This window comes from Microbulbifer sp. NBRC 101763, assembly GCF_040371615.1.
GTDB lineage: Bacteria > Pseudomonadota > Gammaproteobacteria > Pseudomonadales > Cellvibrionaceae > Microbulbifer > Microbulbifer variabilis.
The window spans coordinates 453,091-473,488 of sequence record NZ_BAABQV010000001.1; the positions used below are offsets into that span (position 1 = coordinate 453,091).

A 20,398-nucleotide genomic window follows, 5' to 3' on the forward strand; every position below is an offset into this window, starting at 1 on the left:
ACTGAGTTGATTTATAGGCTGCATATAAGCATTGGTATTTGTTTGTCCGCTTTATTTTCAATAGCATTTTGGTAAATGCTGTTATTGGCGGTCTATTTCTGTTGGAAGAGCACATTGTCTAAAGGTAACAACGAGTCTTCATTTCTCGATGAAAACAGCGCGCTGGTTCTCTCCGGTGGTGGTGCCCGTGCGGCATATCAAGCAGGTGTACTAAAGGCCTTGGCGGAGGTGGTACCAGAGGATAATCCTCGGCCTTTTAAAATTATCTGCGGCACCTCTGCTGGTGCGATGAATGCAATGATGCTGGCTTCCCATCCCGGCACCTTCAAAGAAGCCGTTGATAGCATGTGCTCTGTGTGGATGAGTCTCAGTGTTGAGCGCGTTTATCGTACTAGTTGGTGGAGCCTTATAGGCAATCTATTTTCAATTAGCCGATCATTACTTAACCAGGGGGTGGGGCGACAAAAACCTCTGGCACTTCTCGATAATTCACCTCTGAGAAAATTGCTTAAGGAAGTTATCGACTTTCGCAATATTCAGAAAAATATCGATGCTGGGCATTTACATGCCACTTGCATTAACGCACTTTCCTACAGTGAAGGTGAGTCAGTCAGCTTTTATCAAGCTGCCGATGGCGTGAAGAGTTGGCAGCGCTTTAGGCGATTTGGTGTGCCTACCGAGCTAACTGTGGATCATTTACTCGCATCAGCAGCTATTCCAGCAATCTTTCCCGCTGTCAGAATTGAAGATATTTATTTCTGTGATGGTGCCATACGTCAAATGGCCCCGATCAGTCCCGCTTTGCACCTTGGTGCAAAGCGGGTGTTTATTGTAGGTGTATCGGATAACCGCTCCCCCATACACTGGGGTAGCCGGCGCACTGACAGGCAAATGCATTCTCCTTCAATGGCCCAGATAGCTGCCCAGTGGTTCAACGCTGCCTTCATTGACAGCCTTGAGGGGGATTTGGAGCATATGGATAGGGTCAACAGCCTGTTGGAATCTGTAGAAAAAGAGAAATATTCCGATTTGGCGCCTTTGCGCCCGGTAGAGTCTGTGGTGATTGAACCCTCGCAAAGCCTTGCCTGGCTGGGAGGGAAAAAGCTGCAGTTTCTTCCCCCTGCGCTGCGCTGGCTATTTCGCTCCACAGGTGCCACCAGTGCCGGAGGCGGTGTATCAGCTGCCAGCTATCTGCTCTTTGAAAGACCTTATATAGAGGAATTGATTGAGCTCGGATATCAGGATGCAATGTGGGAAAAGGATAAGCTAAGTCATTTTTTGCGGCCTGTAACAGAAGTTATCGAAGGTCGTAAGGGCTTGTTTGGAGTTCGAGGGAAAGATTCGGAAGGTACCCCAAATGATAACGCTCGGGAATAGCTCCAATAGCCAGTAGTTAATATCGCAAGAGAACGTTGAGAAGTATTCGGTCGATAAAAGTGGTTTGTTTCGCTATGCGTGAATTTACTGTTTGTAACAAATTCCTATCTGACCGTTTTGTTGGTTAACGGTTGCGCTTATTGGTTTATCTCTCTTGCACCTCTTGAAGTGTTCACTTGTTATGTTGGAAGTCTACATGCTTTTGTTAGTGCGCCTTCTGTGGTTTTGGCTTCTCAAGGTGGTGTTTTTAACTTTTGATGACGCGGTTGTGGGGGTTAATCTTGCCCGGATATTGTAAGACTAGGGCTTTTGATGAACATCCCATTAAGTAAGTTAATGAGGAATTGACTGCGCCTATTCAGGTATGCAGAATTGCTGCCTTTGTACATTTGTACCATAAAATTGGGGTCATTGGGGAAGCCAGATGTTTCATTTGAGCAATAGTAATGCAGTTCAGTACGTATTTAGATGGCTTATTTTGTTGGTCTGTATACTGCCTTTATCGCTCAAGGCTTCAAGTTTTGATTCCCAAGGCCAAGCTATTTATTTAAAGGATATAGATGGTGACGGTGACCTGGATTATTATGTCATCAGCAATAGTCGATACTTAATTTTACATGGAGATATTGCCACCCCGATTGCCTTGCCCCCCAGGCCTTCATACGTGATTTTTGCTGACGGAACTATTGCTCCGTATAGCGTGCCAGAAGATGAGCTGACGGGATTTACAAGGCTTGAGGAAAATATTGACTTCTACTACGGTGATTTTGATGGTGATTCTGTAGTAGATATCCTGTTCAGGAGCCAAAATACTAACGAGCCACCTTTTGTAGTGGTAGGTGTTTCTGGTGATGAGGTTCCGACTTCTGTTGTTTCATATTCGCGCTCTAGTGACCTCTCTGAATTACTAGCTGATTCTAATAATACGTTCTATGTTGATGACATTGATGGGAACGGACAGGACGATCTGGTTCTTAAAGGCAGAAAAGAATATCTCGTAGATACTGCTTTCCTTTCTAACGGAAGTCTTCCATCGATTGAGCAGGATATTGTTTCTTCGGGCGTAAAGACCCCTACAATGGCCGGTAGCTCTGCTGGTCAGTTCAGGGTTAATGAGTCAGGTAGTGCGACTTATTCACTTGCTATAGCAGCAGGGGTGGGTACTGCCGGTGTTGTCCCTCAATTATCTTTAAATTACCAAGGTAATACAGGTAATGGGTTACTGGGCAAGGGGTGGTCTATTGGGGGGCTTTCCGGAATTACCCGTTGCCGACAAACATTGGCCACGGACGGAAAAGCTTTACCTATCAGCTGGAGTCCTTCGGACAGGTTTTGTCTGGATGGCCAAAGGCTAATTAATGTTTCCAGTAAATCTTATGGTGCGGACGGCGCACAATACCGTACTGAGATCGAATCTTTTGTAAAAGTCACATCTCACGGCAGTATAGGAACGGGTCCTGCCTACTTTACCGTTGAAAGAAAAGATGGCTCAACCAGTTGGTACGGTAATACAGCCAACTCAAAGTCTTATGCCAATGTGTCAGAAGGTAAGGTTCTCTCATGGATGCAGAACGAATTTCAGGATAGCGTTGGAAATAGAATTGAATTCGAATATGAAGGTGATTCTGATAGTGGGAAGCGAATCCACGAAGTAAGATATGCATATGGAGCAGGAGCTAATGCGGCTTCAGTCCAGTTTACTTATTCGGATAGGCCTGATTACTTACAAGCTTACACTGCCGGGTACCTTTTTAATACAACGAAACGGCTTTCCAAAATTACGTCTGCCGCTGATGGCAATACCCTGCGTGAATATAATATTAATTACCAGCTGGTAGCTGATAATATATCCAAGAATCAGACCTCCCTTATAGATAGTATTCAAGAGTGTGTAGGCAGCAATTGCTTGCCGGCACTCTCATTTGAGTGGTCTCAGTACTCCTTAAATTACGGAACTTCCAGTGGATCTGTTGATTTTACGGCAAACAAGAGCCGCTCTTTAAGAGATTTCCAATTTGGCGACTTCAATGGTGATGGATACCAAGATGTTGTTTGGTTGGAGATGGATACTGATAGTGCGAGTGATCAGGATCATCAAATTAAGTATGCATTATCAAATGGCGCATACTTAGCTCCTGCCACTTATTCAAATGGCCAAAAATATTTATTCTCCGGGGCAAATGCAAACGAGGATATCAGTATTGCGGTTTTAGATTACAATGCTGATGGCCGCTCAGATATTGCTGTATACGATGACCGCTACACCAGTAAAACTTGGCATGTCTACCTTTCTACTTATGTGGATTCCCAGTGGAAGCTTTCATCCGATCCTATTGATACCGGAGTAGGAGAGAGGGATGGCGTCTTTGTCGATGTCAACTCAGATGGTCTGTCCGATCTGGTTGTGGTGGGTGGATCAACTTTACTAGTCTATCCTCTGCAAGTTGGTTCAGATCCAATTAGTTCCAAGACTTATTATCGGTTTGGCTCAGCTAAAAGCTACTCCTTAGCGCTCCCTTCCGGCAAATACATAAGCCGTTTGACCAACTCTCCATTGAAAGCAGCTACTGCGGATTTCAATGGGGATGGTAATACTGATATTCTGATTGCTTTGGAGAGACCTTATGTTAGCGGTTGTAAGGACCCTGGCAATAAAGTGGTGGACTTGGATTTTTGCCTTGATGAAAATGGGGATTTGAAAAGCGGTTTTAAATATATTTATTCGGCAGGACCCTCTGGGCATGCGGCTTTTGTATATAACGCTGAAACAGATAGCTACGACCTTTTTGCAAGCCTGGGAGGTAATACTGCAAAGTCTCATGTCGCAGCGGACTTTAATGGTGATGGTTTAACTGACCTGCTATTGCAGGAATCTTCTTCGTCAAATCTTTATCTCAGTACTGGGAAACAACTGGTAAAAGTAACCCCTAGCAGGTTTGCTTCAGAGCAAGCCGGAGCTCTGGACTATAACCAGGATGGGATGCTGGATGTCTACTGGCCTGATCATGATTCGGGATTGTTGCGGGTAGAACTTTGGGATCCCCAGACTTCCAGCTTTGGAAAGTCTATCTTTATTCAGACTGTACCCAATAATGACGATTACCTACACATCTTTGCTGATATCAATGGGGATAATCAGCCGGATTATCACAAGATAAGCGATGAAGGCTTTTTAACATCCTATGTATCCAACTATGGGAACTCTGCAAATAGGGATATTCCCAACAAGGTATTAACCAAAATTGACAATGGGCTGGGTAATACCACTGATATCTCCTATACCAGCACCATTAGGAGTTGGTTCTATAGTCGCCTTGAAATGTCGAAAACCCTTGAAGGTAAGGAGTGTACTACTACTCCTTCTGAGAGAGATGAGAATGGCGTAGAGATCCCCGGAAGTACATATTGTTATCTAAAGCAGGCCGCTAACACGGCGGACTTTTATACTGCACTGAATGGTCCATGGGTACTTCCAGAGGATAGTGTCACCCTAGGAAAAGATGCACCGGTTCTCGATGTGTTGATACCGAAGTACTTAGTTTCTAAAGTGGAGAGTACTTCTCCAGCTGCCGGCTCCTCTCCCGGTGCTGTTGATTACACGGCGAAAAGTGCTGTTTCGTATGAATACGCACAGATGAAACTGCAGGCTGCTGGGCGAGGGGTGCTGGGCTTCCAGAAGATCTCCACAACTGATGAGCAAACGGGTGTAGAGACATCCACTTACTACCGCCAGGACTACCCGTTCACTGGTATGCCCTTGCAGACTGAGGTTCGATCTGCCTCAAAGGCATTGATACGAAAGGCTGCCAATACCTGGAGCTTGAAGGGTTGGAATGGTTCTGACACCTCTGTGTATCCTTATCAGCCATTTCTAGAAAAGGTAGTAGAGGAAACCTATTCTCTTGAAAATAACGGAAGTTCACATGGTGAGCACCTGCAAACCGTTATTACAGAGAATAGTTATGATAATGATGGAAACGTTACCTCAATAAAACTGAGAACTATTGATGAGGCCACTGGTGAGCAGTTTATTAAAAATACACTCAACTGCTTCGGCGGTTCTATGGCTGCCCATCCGAGCTCACTTTGTTCCGGTGGTACTGATTGGGAGTCAGAAAAGGGGCGCTTGAGCTTTACCAGGGTAATCAACAGCCGCCCGGGCCAGGCAGATCATGTTCGTGAATCTGCCTTTACTTATCATACCGTTGGAAGTTTAAAGGGCCTGCTCCTTACTGAGGTTGTTGAGCCAAATAATGCTGAGTTTACGCAAACTACTACTTATGAATATGATGGCTTCGGTAACATTCAGAAGAAGACTTTGAGCGCAGAGGGTGAACAGAGTCGCTATACACGGACTGTTTATGATATTTCTGGGCGTTTTGCGAATAAGAATTACAATAGTCTTGAGCATTTAACAGAAGAAGTAATCAGTCGAAATGAATATGGAGCGCCCCTGGAAGTTCATGGGCTGAATGGCTTTAAGAGTTACTTTAGCTATGACGTGTTGGGCCGTGAGACTTATCGCTACGATAACTCTGGAGCGGATGCACGAACTCAATATTCACTCTGTGGTTCAGGTTGTATTACCGGTGCAAAATATAAGGTTGTAAAAAGTAACAGCACTGGATCTACCTCTGTCGAGTATATGGATGCGCTTGGAAGAGCAATTCGTACAGAAACTCAGGGTTTTGATAAAACTATTTATATTGACCAGGAATATGACAGTCTTGGCAGGGTGAAATATGTCAGCGAGCCTTACTTTTCTGGTAATGGCCGGGTTTGGAGTAAGACTGAATATGACCTGTTAGGGCGAGCAGTAAAAGTTACTGCACCTGATAGTTCGCAGTCCTCAGTCATTTATGATGGTCTCACGACTGTTACAGTAAATGATAAGGTTCAAAAGAAAACAGAGAAGAAAAATGTTCTCGGGGAGTTGGTAGAAGTTATTGATGCGCTTGATGGTCGTATCAGCTATGAATACGATAATCAGGGCAATCTTCATAAAGCCCACTCTTGGGGACTAACAAATTCGGCAGGAACACATGTTGAAGAGAATGATGGCCTCACCTATCCAATTTCTGTTGTAATTTACTACGATGATTTGGGCCGCAAGACCAGGATGGATGATCCAGATAAGGGTGAGTGGTCCTATACCTATACCAAGTATGGCGAAATCGAAACCCAGACCGATGCCAATGATCATAAGGTCGAGTTCACTTATGATACTTTGGGGCGCAAAAAAACTCGTATCGATCGCCGCAATGGCAGCACTATTACCGGTAATGTAACTTGGCATTACGATACCGCCAGCAATGGGGTGGGGCAGCTCGAGTTGGTGGAGGACTCCATTAGCGGCTACCAAGTGCTCTATCAGTACGATGGTATTGGTCGTAACAATACACAACTGGTGGATTTCGATGGTACTGGCCCGCAAGTGGCTTATGTGACTACCACAGAGTTTGATAGTTATGGGCGTGTATCCAAAACGTATGATGCTCTGGATGACTTGTTATCCAGTGGTCAGTCTGGTACTGAAAACCATTACAACAACTATGGGCACCTTGAGAAGATCACCGATCTGGGTTCGGGGGATTTGATCCAGCAGGTGCTGGAACATACTGCCCGTGGTCAGTTAAAACGCCAGCTATTGGGTAATGGTGCAACGAATGCCTACGGATATGATAGCGAGACTGGGCGTTTGCTGACTCAGACCTCAGATGTATTGGGGGTATTCGGTGTTCAGAATATTCGTTACAGCTGGGATACACTTGGGAATTTGAAAAGTCGCCATAACCAGAGCGGCAGTAAAGATCTGAGGGAAAGCTTCTGCTACGACGCCTTAAATCGGCTGGTGAAGAGCCATATCGGCTCGGGTGACTATAACTGCTCAGGACTGGCCTCTTCTCAGCAGGATCTGCGTTACAACGCTATCGGTAATATTGTCTATAAAGCTGGCGTTGGCGATTACACATACGGAAATAATGCGGGCCCACACGCTGTTACCTCTGCTGGAGGTGTCGCCTATCGCTATGATAACAATGGCAATATGATTTCCGATGATTTTGATGGTGGTCGTAAAATTGAGTACACCACCTTTGATAAGGTAGAGCGAATCGAGAAGGGAAATCATATAACCGAGTTTCTCTATGGTGTGGAGCGATCTCGCTATTACCGTAAGGATACCAATAGCACAACTGGCGAAGTCACTGAAACCTGGTATATCGGCAACATAGAGCGTATTGAAAAGTCCTCCAACCCTGGTGAAATCCAGTGGAAGCGTTACCTTGCGGGGACAGCGATCTATACCCTGACTACAAACTCTAACTATGCAGTACAGTCGACAGAAAAAGTATTCCAGTACCTGGATCACCTGGGCTCAGTAGACCTGCTCACCGATGAGGGCGCAAATGTAATTCAGCAAATGTCCTTCGATGTGTGGGGGCAGCGTCGCAATTCTTCGGATTGGAGTGCGCTGAGCCAGTCTAGCCTAGCCGGCTTTGATACAGTTAATACGACACGGGGATACACTGGCCATGAGATGCTGGATGCAGTAGGGCTCATTCATATGAACGGGCGTATCTACGATCCAAGGCTGGGGCGCTTTATGCAAGCGGATCCGTTTGTCCAGGCGGCAGCGGATACCCAGATGTATAACCGCTATTCCTATGTGCGTAACAACCCTCTTAACGCTACCGATCCAAGTGGCTATTTCCTTTCTATCCTGATAGACCAAGCCATAATTAGAGCTCTGCCGGCCCCTGTGGCCGATATGGTTCAGCTATTTGGATCAATTATTACTAGCATATATTGCGGGCCGTGCTCGATAGCTTTTAATGCGTATTTTTCGTCTCAGCGTACTTATGCAGCTACCGGTGATTTTGGTGCTGCGATGAAGGCCGGTCTTATTTCTGGCGCCAGTTCGGCGGCATTTTATGGTATCAGTGAGGCTGCTGGTCTTACTGGAGGAGAGCGTATCTTCGCTTCGGCAGTTGTCGGTGGGATAGTTTCTGAGCTTCAGGGGGGCAAGTTTGGGCATGGTTTTATATCAGCAGGTTTGTCAGCTTGGGCGGGTCAAAGTGAGACTTTCGGGGGGGGGAATGGCCCTACACCGGAGGGAACAATAGCCGCAATGATTATTGGCGGAACTAGTTCCGTGGTTTCCGGTGGGAAGTTTGCAAATGGGGCGGTGACTGCAGCGTTTCAAGCAATCGTAGCTTCGGCGGCTTCTAGAGGCGGCTCTTTCGACGATGAGCTAGTCGGAGAGATGGTTCCGGAAGTTCAGTGGGATCAACTAAATGATCCAGCTGCGTACCAAGCTGCAGCAGAAGGTTTGGCGGCGATGGAAGGCGATTTAGATGTTGATCAAGGAGCGCTCGGTGTCGCTCAATATAATTTAGGTGCTCATTGGACGCGATCAAATCTTGCAGCAGCAACAATTACCAGTCGTGATATAACCAGCGGTCATGTGCGAAATGCTTATCTACGCTCCAGTCGAGATGTTGCAATGTTTGGTGCAGGAGTCATGGCATTACCTGGCGGAGCGATGGGTGTTGGTTATTCTAGGTATGTGTGGGGCTCTTTACCCCCTCATATCCGGCGTGAGTATAGAGCTATAGCTCTGGATCTTGCGATTGAGTTAATTGACCCAAGTGTTAAACTGGAAAATTTTAAGCTAGATACAAGTCCTGGTAATCGTATTAAGCAAGAGGAGGTGCTTCCTGCGCGGTCGCGCAGACCTTCACTGTATGGGAGAAGGTAGGTGTGGGTCAGGTCAGCTTATAAGAAGTTCCTTAGACAAGCAAAATTAAAGATCGCAGCTATTTTACTGGTTTCAGGTGCAGTGGCTTTCTTTGTCTACGATGTTTTTGAGTCATTTTTTATTTGCATAATGACCTTTGTTCTTTCCGTTGTGACACTATATTTTCTTGTCGGTGGAAGATTGCGGTATCGGCGGGAGCAAGTGGATAATGTTTTTGGATGTCGCTTCTCTCTTGCCGAGTCGACACCGATTTATGAAGAGGACCAATCGGAATGGTTAAAAGGGATTGGCTTTATATCTGATACGGCTCAACCTATGTGGGTGAAGGCAGATCATGAGGGTGTTTATCTTTATTATTTGTCCAGGTCGCGCATCCCTCCGATCATTGTTATTTGGTCAAACGTGAATAGAGTCCATCTCTTCTTGCGTGAAGAGGGAAGCTTGGCAAATTTGTTTGTTGATGGCCTCGATAATGAGATTTACGTCCCTTGGTCTGAGGAGTTTAACGAATATATTCCGGCTTCAGTAGGTGTTTCCTATGAGTGCTGATAAAAGCGAGTAAGTGTAAATGCTCTTTACGAAATTCAGGAAGAAAAGAGTTCTTAAATCTTATCTTGAAAAGTTACCGCTCCTGCTGCGGAAAGATTATGGAGGCGTTGGCCCCTATACTGTTGGTCAGGTCACAAATACCGTTGAGCGCTATGGTCTGAATCGCGAGTATGTGGCTTATGCGTGCGCTATTTTTATGGTGAAGGAGCATTTTGTGGTGGCATATCAGCATGAACCTGGTATTGCCTACGAAGATCTAAAGCAGGAGGTTGCTGATAAGTTCTTCTTTGGAAATGCCAACTTCAGCACGGTAGATAGAGGGTACGCTGCTTTTGATAGTGGAAGTGGCTTTGATAGTGACTAGTTTCTACTATTAACTTAGTAGGAACAGCAAAAAGCCCCGGCAGAGTTATCTGTCGGGGCTTTTTGCTGATAATCACCCACTGTGAGTCTAGCGCCGGGCCTTATTCTGGAGAATCATTCCCTCCCAAATAATCGCTTTCTCCTTACCCTGCCGCTGTTGGATGGCCTCGAACTTCAGGGGCCCTTATCGGAGTTTACGTTAGTCCTTCTTGAATACCAGCTCGTTCAGGCTCATATGGAGCGAATTGATTACCCCTTCAAAGTTGATTTTGCTAACCTGATTTCGTAAGTGTATTTGGTTGATATTCAGCCTGGTGGCGTCAGCTATACTAGGTAATTGACTAATGTGACCAAGTATTACTGGCGCGGCCCAAGGCACAGGGTTATTTGCAAGCCCTTGACAATTTCTGCAACTGCTACATAAACCGGGAAGCTTACCTAGTGAGTAAAATCTAATGGAGGAAACCCCTATGTCAGTGAGCTCTAAACTTTCGGTTTTATTACTATTCTTTTGTAGTAGTGCTCTCGGATATGAGAGTCTAACCACTGAGGTTAATTTTTTCTCTTTAATGGCATCTCCGGCAAAATATAAAAATAGAGATGTTGATGTGGTTGGTGTGCTGGGGCTCGGATATGGACGAGAAGGGCATCTCTATTTCTCGAGGGAGCAGTATGAGGCAGGTATTACAAATAATGCCATTAAGGTAATCCTCCCAAAGGGGTTTCAATGCTCCGGGAGCTGCGGAAAATACTATCTTTTATCCGGTACGGTGAGGGTCGACAATGGAGGGCAGTTAAGGTTTATAGATGATGTGCAGTATATTGTTTGGGCTGGTAATTATCTGTGGCCGGCTGAGAGTAAGATAGAAGAAGAGAGTGATAGGTAGGCTTATATTTGGTGGTAAATGATAGTGCCAGTTGAGTATTATAGTAAGATGTTTAGGGCTCTCAGGTTTTTCTAAAGCCCTTTCTCCATTCCTTATTGTTTTCCCTATATATAAGCAAAAAACAATTACCGCATACGTAGTCTGACAAATTCAGCTGCACTACCAATGCAGGAATCACTTGTCTGAAAGTCGATGGTACGGTTTGCCGCCTGTGCTGCTAGGGCGATAGATAGCGCGTGGGAACAGTAAGAATTTTCCGTTGAACAGGCTATGATGGCATTGTACTTGGCGCAGGACGGTTGCTTATTCATTGATTCCATTAAGTGGATATAAACCATATTGCCACTAAGAGCCTCTACCAGGCGAATAGCCTTATCTTCGTCATCCAGTGCAAAGGCGCCGGTGGAGATGGCTGATAATACACACAGGCCGGCTAATTTTTTGATTGTGGTTTTGAATTTCATTTTTTACTCGTTAGTAGTTGGTTTTTCTGTAATTGGTTATTGGAATTTTGCTGGAAAATTGGCATTACGAGCTAATAGAGGGTGCTCGGTTGCACAAGTCTTTAATTGGTGGGATTCCAGTTTAACTTACCCAGTAGTTCTGAAAATGTCCCTTTAGGTGTCATACTAATCTCAAATACCGTTTCACTTATCGGGTGCATAATTTTAAGTTTGGATGCATGCAGTAACAATCGTGCGCAATCATATTGTCTGGCAAAAAAACGATTGTGTGAAGACTTCCCATATTTGGGACAACCGATAAGTGGGTGGTGGATATGCTTGAAGTGCCTGCGGATCTGGTGGCGGCGGCCGGTTTTTAGTTGGATTTCAACCAGGGAGTAACGGCTGGTGGGGTATCGATCTACTTCATAGGGTAGCTCAACGGTATCCAGTCGGCGGTATAGGGTGATTGCTGACTTGCGTGGTAGATCAGCTTTGGGGCGCTTGCGTTGATGTTTGAAATCTGCGACAGGTGGTAGAGGGTAGTCGATAACTCCCTGTTCAGGGCAATAGCCCCGGCATACCGCGAGGTATTCTTTGACGGAGTTTTCGCTTTCCAGCTGTTGCTGTAAAAGGGTGGCCATCTCGCTACTCTTGCCAAAGATAATAACCCCAGAAGTAGGCTTGTCCAGGCGATGTACGGGATACAGGTGGTGACCGCTTAAGTCCCGTAGGTATTGAAGTAAAATGCGATTTTCGCTGTGGTCTATTTCTGAGCGGTGCACGAGCCAGCCCTCTGGTTTAAATGCTGCCAGAAGGTAGTCATCCTCGAAAATGATTTCAGGTTCGTTGTTCATCCGCAAATAATATTTACCATATCGCAGGGGCATTGTATGGCGGTATGGTAATCATTGCATCTGGAAATGTTTAGCAGCCTTCTTTTAAAGTTGTGGGGAATAATTTTCTAATAAATAATAAATTTTAAGGTTGACATGCCTGAATTAGTGAATAAACTGCAGGGGTAGTTTAGTAACCATTTAGTTAAACGTGGATAGCAACCACGAAGGAGCCATGAAATGCGAAATGTGGATATTAACAACCTGTTTTTTTGATCGCTTTTCATGTGCACTTGCTTGAAAAGTGATTGAGCTTTTCAAGCCGGAATTCTCTAGAGCCCTGGCATTTGCCGGGGCTTTTTTGTTTAGGGCTTTGGAGGGCTTTTAATGATTTATTGGATCAATCCAAGGACTCTATATGCCTGTAAAAATTGTACTTAATAAAAACGCATCTTCAGGTAGTGTGCCGGTAAAAATATTTACCGATAAGGTTGAGCCGGCTGCTTTAGAACAGCTAAAGAATATTGCTCAATTGCCCATTATTCATTCCCATGTGGCGGCAATGCCGGATGTTCACTTGGGGCGAGGGGCGACAGTTGGTTCGGTGATTCCTACGTTTAGTGCAGTCATACCATCCGCAGTAGGTGTGGATATTGGCTGCGGCATGAATGCGGTGCGAACTTCGTTGCATGCCCATCAGTTGCCAGACAGCCTAAAAGCATTGCGGGAGGCCATTGAGGTGAAAGTACCCGTTGGACGGGGTCGTCATAAGATGATTACTGCCAGGGAATCTGCCTGCAAAATTTTAGCTCCCGGTGTAGATAGGTTGTTTGAAAAGCATCCTGGGCTTATGAAGAAGTTGCGTCAGCCCCAGAAAACCTGGGTTACCCAAATGGGGACATTGGGTGGAGGCAATCACTTTATTGAAATTTGTCTGGATGAGAGTAATGCGGTGTGGGTGATGCTACATTCCGGCAGCCGAGGTATTGGTAGTGCAATTGGAGAGCATTTTATTCAATTGGCACGCCGGGATATGGCTGGAAATATGCAAAATATGCCAGATAGGGACCTGGCATATTTTTCTGAGGGAAGTAGCCACTTCAATGATTACCTTGAAGCTGTAAATTGGGCACAGGAATACGCCAGGTTAAACCGGCAGGAAATGATGAAGCTTGTGTTGAATAGCCTGGGGGCTTACGTGCCGAAGTTTACCTTAACGTCAGAGGCTATTAACTGCCACCATAATTACGTAGTGCGCGAGCGCCACTTCGAACGGGATGTCTATGTGACACGTAAGGGGGCGATCAGTGCCCAAAAGGATCAGATGGGGATTATTCCCGGTTCGATGGGGGCGAAATCATTTATTGTTCGTGGGCGTGGAAATCCCGAATCCTTTTGCTCCTGTGCCCATGGTGCTGGCCGTAAAATGAGTCGCACCTCGGCTCGTCAGCGATTTACTCGAGGCGATCTTGAGTCTCAGACGCATGGCGTAGAATGCAGAAAGGATAAAGGTGTGATTGATGAGATACCCGCTGCCTATAAGGATATTGATGAGGTGATGAATAATCAGCTGGATTTGGTTGATGTGGTACATACGCTGCGCCAAGTGATTTGCATAAAAGGGTAGGCTTGACTGGTTCACCCTTTATGAGAACTTTGAAAAATAATGGATTTTAATTTTATGAGTGCTATTGAATTCAATTTGACAATGAATTTACCTGTCGAGTTTCCTCGGCTTTTATCGTTGATTAGGCAAGGCCAAATACTATGAAAAAATACACCCCTAAGAAAGTCGCCAAGCCTCGTAATTACGTGGCTTGTAATCCACTGCTAAAAAAAGGTGGTGCCCACACTAAGGCTAAGTCGGGCGCTCGCTTTAAAAGTAAGCAAAAAATGTTAAAGGAGGCGCGGGAGCGGAGTAGCTCCCGCGCCTATTTGAGGCTATTTCACTTCCTTGACACCTCCCTGCAATTTGTTCCCCTCTAACCCTGGTTTCTCTTTTTACTGATCGGCTTGTGGCCAACTAGGTAACGGTTCTAGGTAGACCCAGCGTTTTTTATAGAGCTTAAATAGTGATATCTCATGGATCACATGCTCTTGATCATTCTCCGTATACCAGGCTTTAAATTCCACTACAGACTTCTTCAGCCCTGCTTTGCTTTTAATAACTTCGAGGCGTGTCCATTGAGTCTCCAGATCGTCCGCATTGAGACCCGGGTAAGTTTCTGGGTGCCATGTTTTTCGTAGGTATGCCAGGTTTCCCATCGCATAGGCACTGTAGCGACTGCGCATCAGGGATTCTGCCATTTTCGGGTAGGCCTGCCCAGACAGGTAGAGGTTACAGCAGGCTTTGAACTTTTTTCCCGAGCCGCAAGGGCAGGGCTGTTCCGTCATAAATTACTCCAGTTTCAAACCGCATAAGATGTCCAGCTGGTCATCATAGGCTTTGTAAACACTTTTTAACCTTGCTTGACGCTGGCAGAGGGTAGCATGGCTTGACGTTTTCCTGGGGGGCGCTAAGATACCGACCAGCCGGTTGGTTTGGTTGAAGATGCCTGGGAGGTCATGTGTCGAGAGTCGACAAAGCTGCCATAGTCCGTGCGGCGGAAGAGGTAGTTCGAGAAAAAGGGGCGCGAAAGCTCACCCTGGACGCAGTTGCTGCCCAGTGTGGTTTGAGTAAGGGTGGGCTTATCCATCACTTTCGTACCAAACAGTCACTGCTGAAGGCGATGCTGGAGGCCGCGATTGCCAGGGAGGATGCCAGTGCAGAGACTTTCGCCGCCGCTGGTGACGATGTGTTGGCGTCACGGCTTAAAGCGATTTTCGAGCTGATGGAAGATGATGAGGGGCTGCCGCGAGCGTTGATTGCGGCAGTCGCAGAAGATCCCGCCCTGCTTGAGCCGGTCAAGTGTAACGTTATCGAAATGCGCGGTGAAATTGACAGCTCATACGGTGACCCTGAACTTGCCCAGTTATTGATTCTTGCTGCCCAGGGTATGTTCCTGGGGCGGGTGCTGGGAGTTATGGAGTCCGAGGACCCAATGTTTTCCCGCCTGCGCGAACGGCTGCTGATGTTGTCGGCAGAGCTTACCTGAATACCTGATCTTCAGTTAAATAATTTATTGGATAGTGAAATATGAAATTGTCGGTAAACTCTCGTATCTCCCTTGCCTTGGTGGTAGCGGCAGCGGCGATTCTTGCGGGGTGCTCTGGTTCTGAAGCGGATGAACAGCAGGTTGAGCGCTTGTGGCCGGTAAAAGTGGCTACGGTCACCAATGTGGCGGAAGTGGCGGATCGCCAGTTTGCCGGTCGTGTAAAGGCGGTCCAGAGTGTGGATCTCTCCTTCCAGGTTGGTGGCAAGTTAGACAAGTTGAGTATCAGGGAAGGGGAAATTATTCCTAAGGGAACCCTGATTGCTGAGTTGGATGATCGGGATTATCGCCGTCGAGTGAAGGAAGCCAAAGTAAACGTGGAGTTGCTGGAAAAAACCTTGAAGCGGCAGCGCTCCCTGGCGGGATCGAAGGTCATTTCTCAGCAGCAACTGGATGAAACAGAAAGTAACTTTGATCTGGCAAAAGTAACATTGGAAAAGGCAGAACAGGATTTGGCCTATACCCAGTTGCGAGTGCCTTTTGATGCATTGGCAACTCGACAGTTGGTAGAGAATTACACCAATGTGCAGCCGGGCCAGGCAATTGTTCGGTTGCAAAACATCTCTGAGGTGCGTATTCAGATTTCTGTGCCGGAAAAATTGTTGGCTACAGGAAATGAAGATCAAATCAGCTCTATCACAGCGGAGTTCGAGTTCCTACCCGGTCAAAAGTTTGAACTCAAATACCGTGAGCACCAGGCTGAAGCCGATAGTGTAACCCAGACTTATGTGGTTGAGCTGGGTATGCCCCGCCCCGAAAATGTACAAATTCTTCCAGGCATGACAGCTCGTGTGAACGTAAAGCTGAAAGAAGCTACCGGGGATTTCTGGATTCCATTGGCAGCAGTACAGACTGGTGCTGAAGGTAATCCATATGTGTGGCAGATTAACGAAGATCAATCAGTATCCAGGGTACAGGTGGCGCTTGGCCAGACCAATGGAGAAGCGGTTCAGATTACGGATGGTCTCACCCCTGCGATGAAGCTGGTGGCTGCGGGAGGTCAACATCTTTATGACGGTGCAAAAGTACGCAACTATGCACAACGTTAATTTTCAAATGACCTCAGGCCCTGGCAAGAGTGGGGAAGTATCGTGAAGATTTCTGATGTATTTATTCAGCGTCCAGTGTACAGCTGGTTATTGATGCTGATCTGTCTTGTAGGTGGGATCTGGGCATTGTCGGATATTGGCCGACTAGAAGACCCAGCATTTACCATTAAAGAAGCGCGGGTATTTACTCTCTATCCGGGCGCAAGCGCGCAGCGGGTAGAAGAGGAGGTAACGGAAAAATTAGAGGTTGCTATCCAACAGATGGGACAGCTGGACAAAGTGACCTCAACTTCCAGTCCGGGCATGTCGGAAATTCGCGTCCAGATAAAGGATCAATACGCTTCGGAAGAGCTGGCGCAAGTCTGGGATGAGCTGCGTCGCAAGGTTAACGATGCCCAGCGTGAGTTGCCCAGTGGCGCCATGCAGTCCGTGGTTAATGATGACTTCGGCGAGGTTTATGGTATTTACTATGCGGTAACCGGTGATGGTTTTTCGCTGACAGAAATGCGCGAAATTACTAAAGCAATTCGTCGCGAGCTACTGAGTGTTGAGGGGGTAGCGAAGGTTTCCCGCTCCGGCATTATCGATGAAGTGGCCTATTTGGATATAGACGAATCGCGCCTTGCTCAGTTCGGCTTCTCGCTTGATGACCTGGCCCAGGTACTGCAGGTGGAAAGTTCCACCCAGCGTGTAGGTGAAATAGAAGGTCAGGACCTCCGAACTCGTATCGTGGTCGACAATCCAGCCAGTGATCTTGAATCCGTTCAGAATATTCTCGTGGGTGTACCGGGCTCTACTGCGATGTTGGCAGTACGGGATATTGCGGATGTATCCCTCGGTTATGACGAGAACCCGAACTTTATTGCACGATTTAATGGTAAGCCGGCCATTTTGATTGGTGTGGCTGGAGCTGAAAATACAAATATCGTAAACGTGGGAACGGCAGTGGAAGCCAAGCTCAATGAGCTTAAGCTGGGTTTGCCTCTCGGGGTAGAAATCCAGCCGGTTTATGAGCAGCACAAAGTGGTTGAGGAGAGTGTCGACGGTTTTCTTTTTAACCTGATCTCCTCGGTAGTGATTGTTACTCTGGTCCTATGCCTATTTATGGGTTGGCGCTCAGGTGTAGTAGTTGGTGTGGTACTGGGGCTGACCGTGCTCGGTACTGTACTGATTATGAACCTGTTTGGTTTGAACCTTCAGCGAATTTCCCTGGGTGCCCTGATTATCGCCATGGGTATGTTGGTAGATAATGCTATTGTAGTTGCTGAAGGCATGCTGATGGGGGTGCAGAAAAAAGAAGCACCACAGAATGCTGCTCGCCGTGTAGTTCGCCAAACTTTCTGGCCACTTTTAGGCGCCACCATTATTGGGATCATGGCTTTCTCCGGTATTGGCCTTTCCGATGATGCCACCGGTGAATTCCTTTTCTCGCTGTTCGCTGTGATTGGTATCTCACTATTGTTGAGTTGGATTTTGGCAATCACTATTACTCCTTACCTTGGCTACCACTTGTTCAAGCCGGGTAAGAATGCTGATAGTGAAGACCCTTACAGTGGCCGTTTTTACCGTATGTATGCGGGAGTCCTATCCGGTGCCCTGAATCGCCGGGGGGGCACTATCGCTTTGCTGGTTGTCGTGACCATGGTCAGTTATTTTGGCTTTGGTTTTGTCAAGCAGGGTTTCTTCCCTAACTCCAATGCTCCGCTTTTCTACGTGAATTATCTCCTGCCCCAGGGCAGTGATATTAATCGCACAGAAAATGCGCTGCAAAAAGCTACAGACTATTTATTGGTGCAGGAAGAAGTAGTTTCGGTGACTGCGGTTGCCGGTAGCGGTGCGGACCGCTTTATGCTGACCTATGCCCCAGAGCCACCTAATTCTGCCTATGGCCAGCTGATTGTGCGCACAGAGAATCGCGAGCAAATTGCTGGCCTGATAGACCGGGCTAAAGCAGAGTTGCGGGATTCCCAGCCGGAAGCGCTTATCACCTTTAAACGCCTGGTATTTGGTCCGGGTGGTGGTGCCGATGTGGAAGTGCGTATTTCCGGCCACGATTTCAACACCCTGCGTGCGCTCGCCGAAAATACTGAGCAGCTTTTCCGGGAAAATGGTCTGAAGGATATCCGCCATAACTGGCGTGGCCGAGAGCCCACGATTCGTGCCCATCTCGATAATGAACGGGCTCGTGTCGCTGGTGTCACGAATACGGATATCAGCCGAACTATCCAGTTTGCGACTGCCGGTTATCGTGTAGGGGATTTTGAAAGTGGCGACCGTATTATCCCGATTGTCGCGCGCATGCCTGAAGGTGATCGCAATCAGGTTGGCTCCCTGCAGGATCGCTTGGTGTGGAGTCCGAATGAGCAGGGCTATATTCCAGCGGGGCAATTGGTCAAAGACTTTGCGACTACCGCTGAGGAAGGTCTGATCCAGCGTCGCGACCGGGTCCCGACAATAACGATCAGTGCCGAGGCCCCGGAGGGAGTCACCGCTATGGCCGCCTTTAATCGTATTCGCGCAGGGGTTGAGGGTATGCCTTTGCCCCCCGGTTACCATACAGAGTTCGGCGGTGAATATGAGAGCTCTACGGATGCACAGAAGTCATTGGGTAAAGGGTTGCCGCTGGGATTCCTGATTATGATCCTGGTATCGATCCTGCTGTTTGGCACCGTACGCGAGCCGCTGATTATCTGGTTGGTGGTGCCCATGTCTCTGGTGGGTGTGGTGGTAGGCCTGCTGCTGACAGGCTTGCCGTTTGGCTTTATGTCACTTCTCGGCGTATTGAGCCTATCTGGTATGTTGATTAAAAATGCGGTGGTATTGGTGGATGAAATTGAGGTGCAGACTGAAGCTGGCCTGCCACGGTTGACGGCAATTCAACGCGCCAGTGTTAGTCGTTTGCGCCCGGTATTTCTGGCTGCAGTGACAACTATTTTGGGTATGTCCCCGTTATTATTTGATGCATTCTTTGCCGATATGGCAGTGACCATTATGGGCGGACTGGGCTTTGCAACGGTACTAACCCTGATTGCTGTGCCGGTGTTTTATGCGGTCTTCCATAAGGTGAAGCCCACTGAGGTGCTGGGTTCAGAAGAAGGCTCGAAAAAGAAACTGGAGTCGCAGCCCAGTTCGGAGCCAGTATCTGCCTAATCAGGTAAAAGCTGGGTAAAGCTGGCTCAATTGAATAGACAAAATTGGGGCGCAGAAAGGATAACTTTTTGCGCCTTTTTTGTTTTCGAAAAACACCTTTCTGATTTCACTGGCAACTTCCCTGTGCTTTTGTCGTGAAATCTAATTTGATGGGGGATCTGCGAACCAAAATTTGACAGAGGTAATATTCAAAAGCAGGGTTTTCAAGTAGGCTAGTAGCTGGATTTGATTGGTAGTAGTTGTATGAGTGTTCGATCAATTTCAAAACAGTTTACAGTGATCTGTTTCTTGTTTTTCAGTGTTACCGCACTTGCTGCACCCTACGAGCGGGCCGAATGGCTGCCACGTTGGTCAGACTTCGATAGTGACTGCCAGGATACCCGCCATGAGCTGTTAATCCGCTTTTCCCTATCCCCGGTTACCTATACCCGCAGTAACGGTTGTAAGGTGGATACCGGTTTATGGTTGGATCCCTATACCGGCAATTTTTACAGCAAGGCATCAGACCTGGATGTGGAGCATATAGTACCGTTGAAGTGGGCACATGATCACGGCGGGGCAGCTTGGAGCCGTGAGAAGAAAAGAAGATTTGCCGAAGATATTGAGAATCTGTGGTTAGTGGATGATGGGCGCAACCAGAGTAAGGGGCACAAAGGGCCTGATGAGTGGATGCCCCCTTACGAGCCTGTTGGCAAAATTTATGTTCAGCGCTTTATTTCCATTGTAGAAAAGTATGGATTGCGCTTGAGTATTGCTGAATCCAAACAGCTCCGTGCACTGGCAGGTGATAGCTAGGGCAAAAGAGATATTTTGCCTGTCATAGCGGCGGAATT

The 20,398-nt window shown here is 47.0% G+C and carries 13 protein-coding genes; 10 read left to right on the forward strand and 3 right to left on the reverse strand.

Going from position 1 to position 20,398, the window contains the following annotated elements:
• Positions 1–114: 114 nt before the first annotated feature.
• From ABWV76_RS02180 to ABWV76_RS02200, 5 genes are all read left to right on the forward strand, one after another.
• Positions 115–1,377 (forward strand): patatin-like phospholipase family protein, encoded by a 1,263-nt coding sequence (locus ABWV76_RS02180; protein WP_020414838.1) that lies wholly within the window; start codon positions 115–117, stop codon positions 1,375–1,377.
• A gap of 424 nt (positions 1,378–1,801) precedes the next feature.
• Positions 1,802–9,136: an FG-GAP-like repeat-containing protein gene (locus tag ABWV76_RS02185; RefSeq protein ID WP_353375099.1), complete on the forward strand. Its 7,335-nt coding sequence runs from the start codon at positions 1,802–1,804 to the stop codon at positions 9,134–9,136.
• On the forward strand, positions 9,137–9,685 hold the full coding sequence (locus ABWV76_RS02190; protein WP_353375100.1) for a hypothetical protein: 549 nt from the start codon (positions 9,137–9,139) through the stop codon (positions 9,683–9,685). It abuts the gene before it with no gap.
• A 19-nt stretch (positions 9,686–9,704) separates the two neighbouring features.
• On the forward strand, positions 9,705–10,049 hold the full coding sequence (locus ABWV76_RS02195) for a DUF6559 family protein (RefSeq protein ID WP_353375101.1): 345 nt from the start codon (positions 9,705–9,707) through the stop codon (positions 10,047–10,049).
• Between the two features lie 469 nt (positions 10,050–10,518).
• The gene (locus tag ABWV76_RS02200; protein WP_353375102.1) at positions 10,519–10,935 is read left to right on the forward strand and encodes a hypothetical protein; all 417 of its coding nucleotides are present in this window, start codon (positions 10,519–10,521) and stop codon (positions 10,933–10,935) included.
• A gap of 125 nt (positions 10,936–11,060) precedes the next feature.
• On the opposite strand, the gene ABWV76_RS02205 is transcribed toward ABWV76_RS02200, so the two are convergent.
• Together ABWV76_RS02205 and ABWV76_RS02210 are read right to left on the reverse strand one after the other, a co-directional pair.
• Entirely contained in the window at positions 11,061–11,399 is a 339-nt protein-coding gene (locus tag ABWV76_RS02205) for a hypothetical protein (RefSeq protein WP_353375103.1), read from the reverse strand.
• A gap of 101 nt (positions 11,400–11,500) precedes the next feature.
• The gene (locus tag ABWV76_RS02210) at positions 11,501–12,235 is read right to left on the reverse strand and encodes a pseudouridine synthase (protein ID WP_353375104.1); all 735 of its coding nucleotides are present in this window, start codon (positions 12,233–12,235) and stop codon (positions 11,501–11,503) included.
• Between the two features lie 397 nt (positions 12,236–12,632).
• On the opposite strand from ABWV76_RS02210, the gene ABWV76_RS02215 reads away from it, so the two are divergent.
• Positions 12,633–13,841, forward strand: a complete 1,209-nt coding sequence (locus ABWV76_RS02215; protein WP_353375105.1) for an RtcB family protein — start codon at positions 12,633–12,635, stop codon at positions 13,839–13,841.
• 374 nt (positions 13,842–14,215) lie between these two features.
• Here ABWV76_RS02215 and ABWV76_RS02220 read toward each other — a convergent pair whose 3' ends face one another.
• Positions 14,216–14,608 carry a YchJ family protein gene (locus ABWV76_RS02220; protein WP_282951032.1) on the reverse strand — a complete coding sequence of 131 codons (393 nt, stop codon included), beginning with the start codon at positions 14,606–14,608 and terminating at the stop codon, positions 14,216–14,218.
• Positions 14,609–14,781: 173 nt separating this feature from the next.
• Between ABWV76_RS02220 and ABWV76_RS02225 the strand changes: the two genes are divergently transcribed.
• The 4 genes from ABWV76_RS02225 to ABWV76_RS02240 all read left to right on the forward strand — a co-directional run bounded on the left by ABWV76_RS02225 (position 14,782) and on the right by ABWV76_RS02240 (position 20,360).
• On the forward strand, positions 14,782–15,309 hold the full coding sequence (locus ABWV76_RS02225) for a TetR/AcrR family transcriptional regulator (protein ID WP_020414852.1): 528 nt from the start codon (positions 14,782–14,784) through the stop codon (positions 15,307–15,309).
• 41 nt (positions 15,310–15,350) lie between these two features.
• Positions 15,351–16,415: an efflux RND transporter periplasmic adaptor subunit gene (locus ABWV76_RS02230; RefSeq protein ID WP_020414853.1), complete on the forward strand. Its 1,065-nt coding sequence runs from the start codon at positions 15,351–15,353 to the stop codon at positions 16,413–16,415.
• 42 nt (positions 16,416–16,457) lie between these two features.
• Positions 16,458–19,565 (forward strand): efflux RND transporter permease subunit, encoded by a 3,108-nt coding sequence (locus ABWV76_RS02235; protein WP_020414854.1) that lies wholly within the window; start codon positions 16,458–16,460, stop codon positions 19,563–19,565.
• A 243-nt stretch (positions 19,566–19,808) separates the two neighbouring features.
• Positions 19,809–20,360 carry an HNH endonuclease family protein gene (locus ABWV76_RS02240; RefSeq protein ID WP_020414855.1) on the forward strand — a complete coding sequence of 184 codons (552 nt, stop codon included), beginning with the start codon at positions 19,809–19,811 and terminating at the stop codon, positions 20,358–20,360.
• Positions 20,361–20,398 lie beyond the last annotated feature (38 nt).

What these genes read in the sequence shown, in the direction of transcription:
- ABWV76_RS02185 (WP_353375099.1), top strand. Translation starts at nt 1,802, where the DNA reads ATGTTTCATTTGAGCAATAGTAATGCAGTTCAGTACGTATTTAGATGG.
- ABWV76_RS02195 (WP_353375101.1), top strand. Translation starts at nt 9,705, where the DNA reads ATGCTCTTTACGAAATTCAGGAAGAAAAGAGTTCTTAAATCTTATCTT.
- ABWV76_RS02200 (WP_353375102.1), top strand. Translation starts at nt 10,519, where the DNA reads ATGTCAGTGAGCTCTAAACTTTCGGTTTTATTACTATTCTTTTGTAGT.
- ABWV76_RS02205 (WP_353375103.1), bottom strand. Translation starts at nt 11,399, where the DNA reads ATGAAATTCAAAACCACAATCAAAAAATTAGCCGGCCTGTGTGTATTA.
- ABWV76_RS02210 (WP_353375104.1), bottom strand. Translation starts at nt 12,235, where the DNA reads ATGAACAACGAACCTGAAATCATTTTCGAGGATGACTACCTTCTGGCA.
- ABWV76_RS02215 (WP_353375105.1), top strand. Translation starts at nt 12,633, where the DNA reads ATGCCTGTAAAAATTGTACTTAATAAAAACGCATCTTCAGGTAGTGTG.
- ABWV76_RS02220 (WP_282951032.1), bottom strand. Translation starts at nt 14,608, where the DNA reads ATGACGGAACAGCCCTGCCCTTGCGGCTCGGGAAAAAAGTTCAAAGCC.
- ABWV76_RS02230 (WP_020414853.1), top strand. Translation starts at nt 15,351, where the DNA reads ATGAAATTGTCGGTAAACTCTCGTATCTCCCTTGCCTTGGTGGTAGCG.
- ABWV76_RS02240 (WP_020414855.1), top strand. Translation starts at nt 19,809, where the DNA reads ATGAGTGTTCGATCAATTTCAAAACAGTTTACAGTGATCTGTTTCTTG.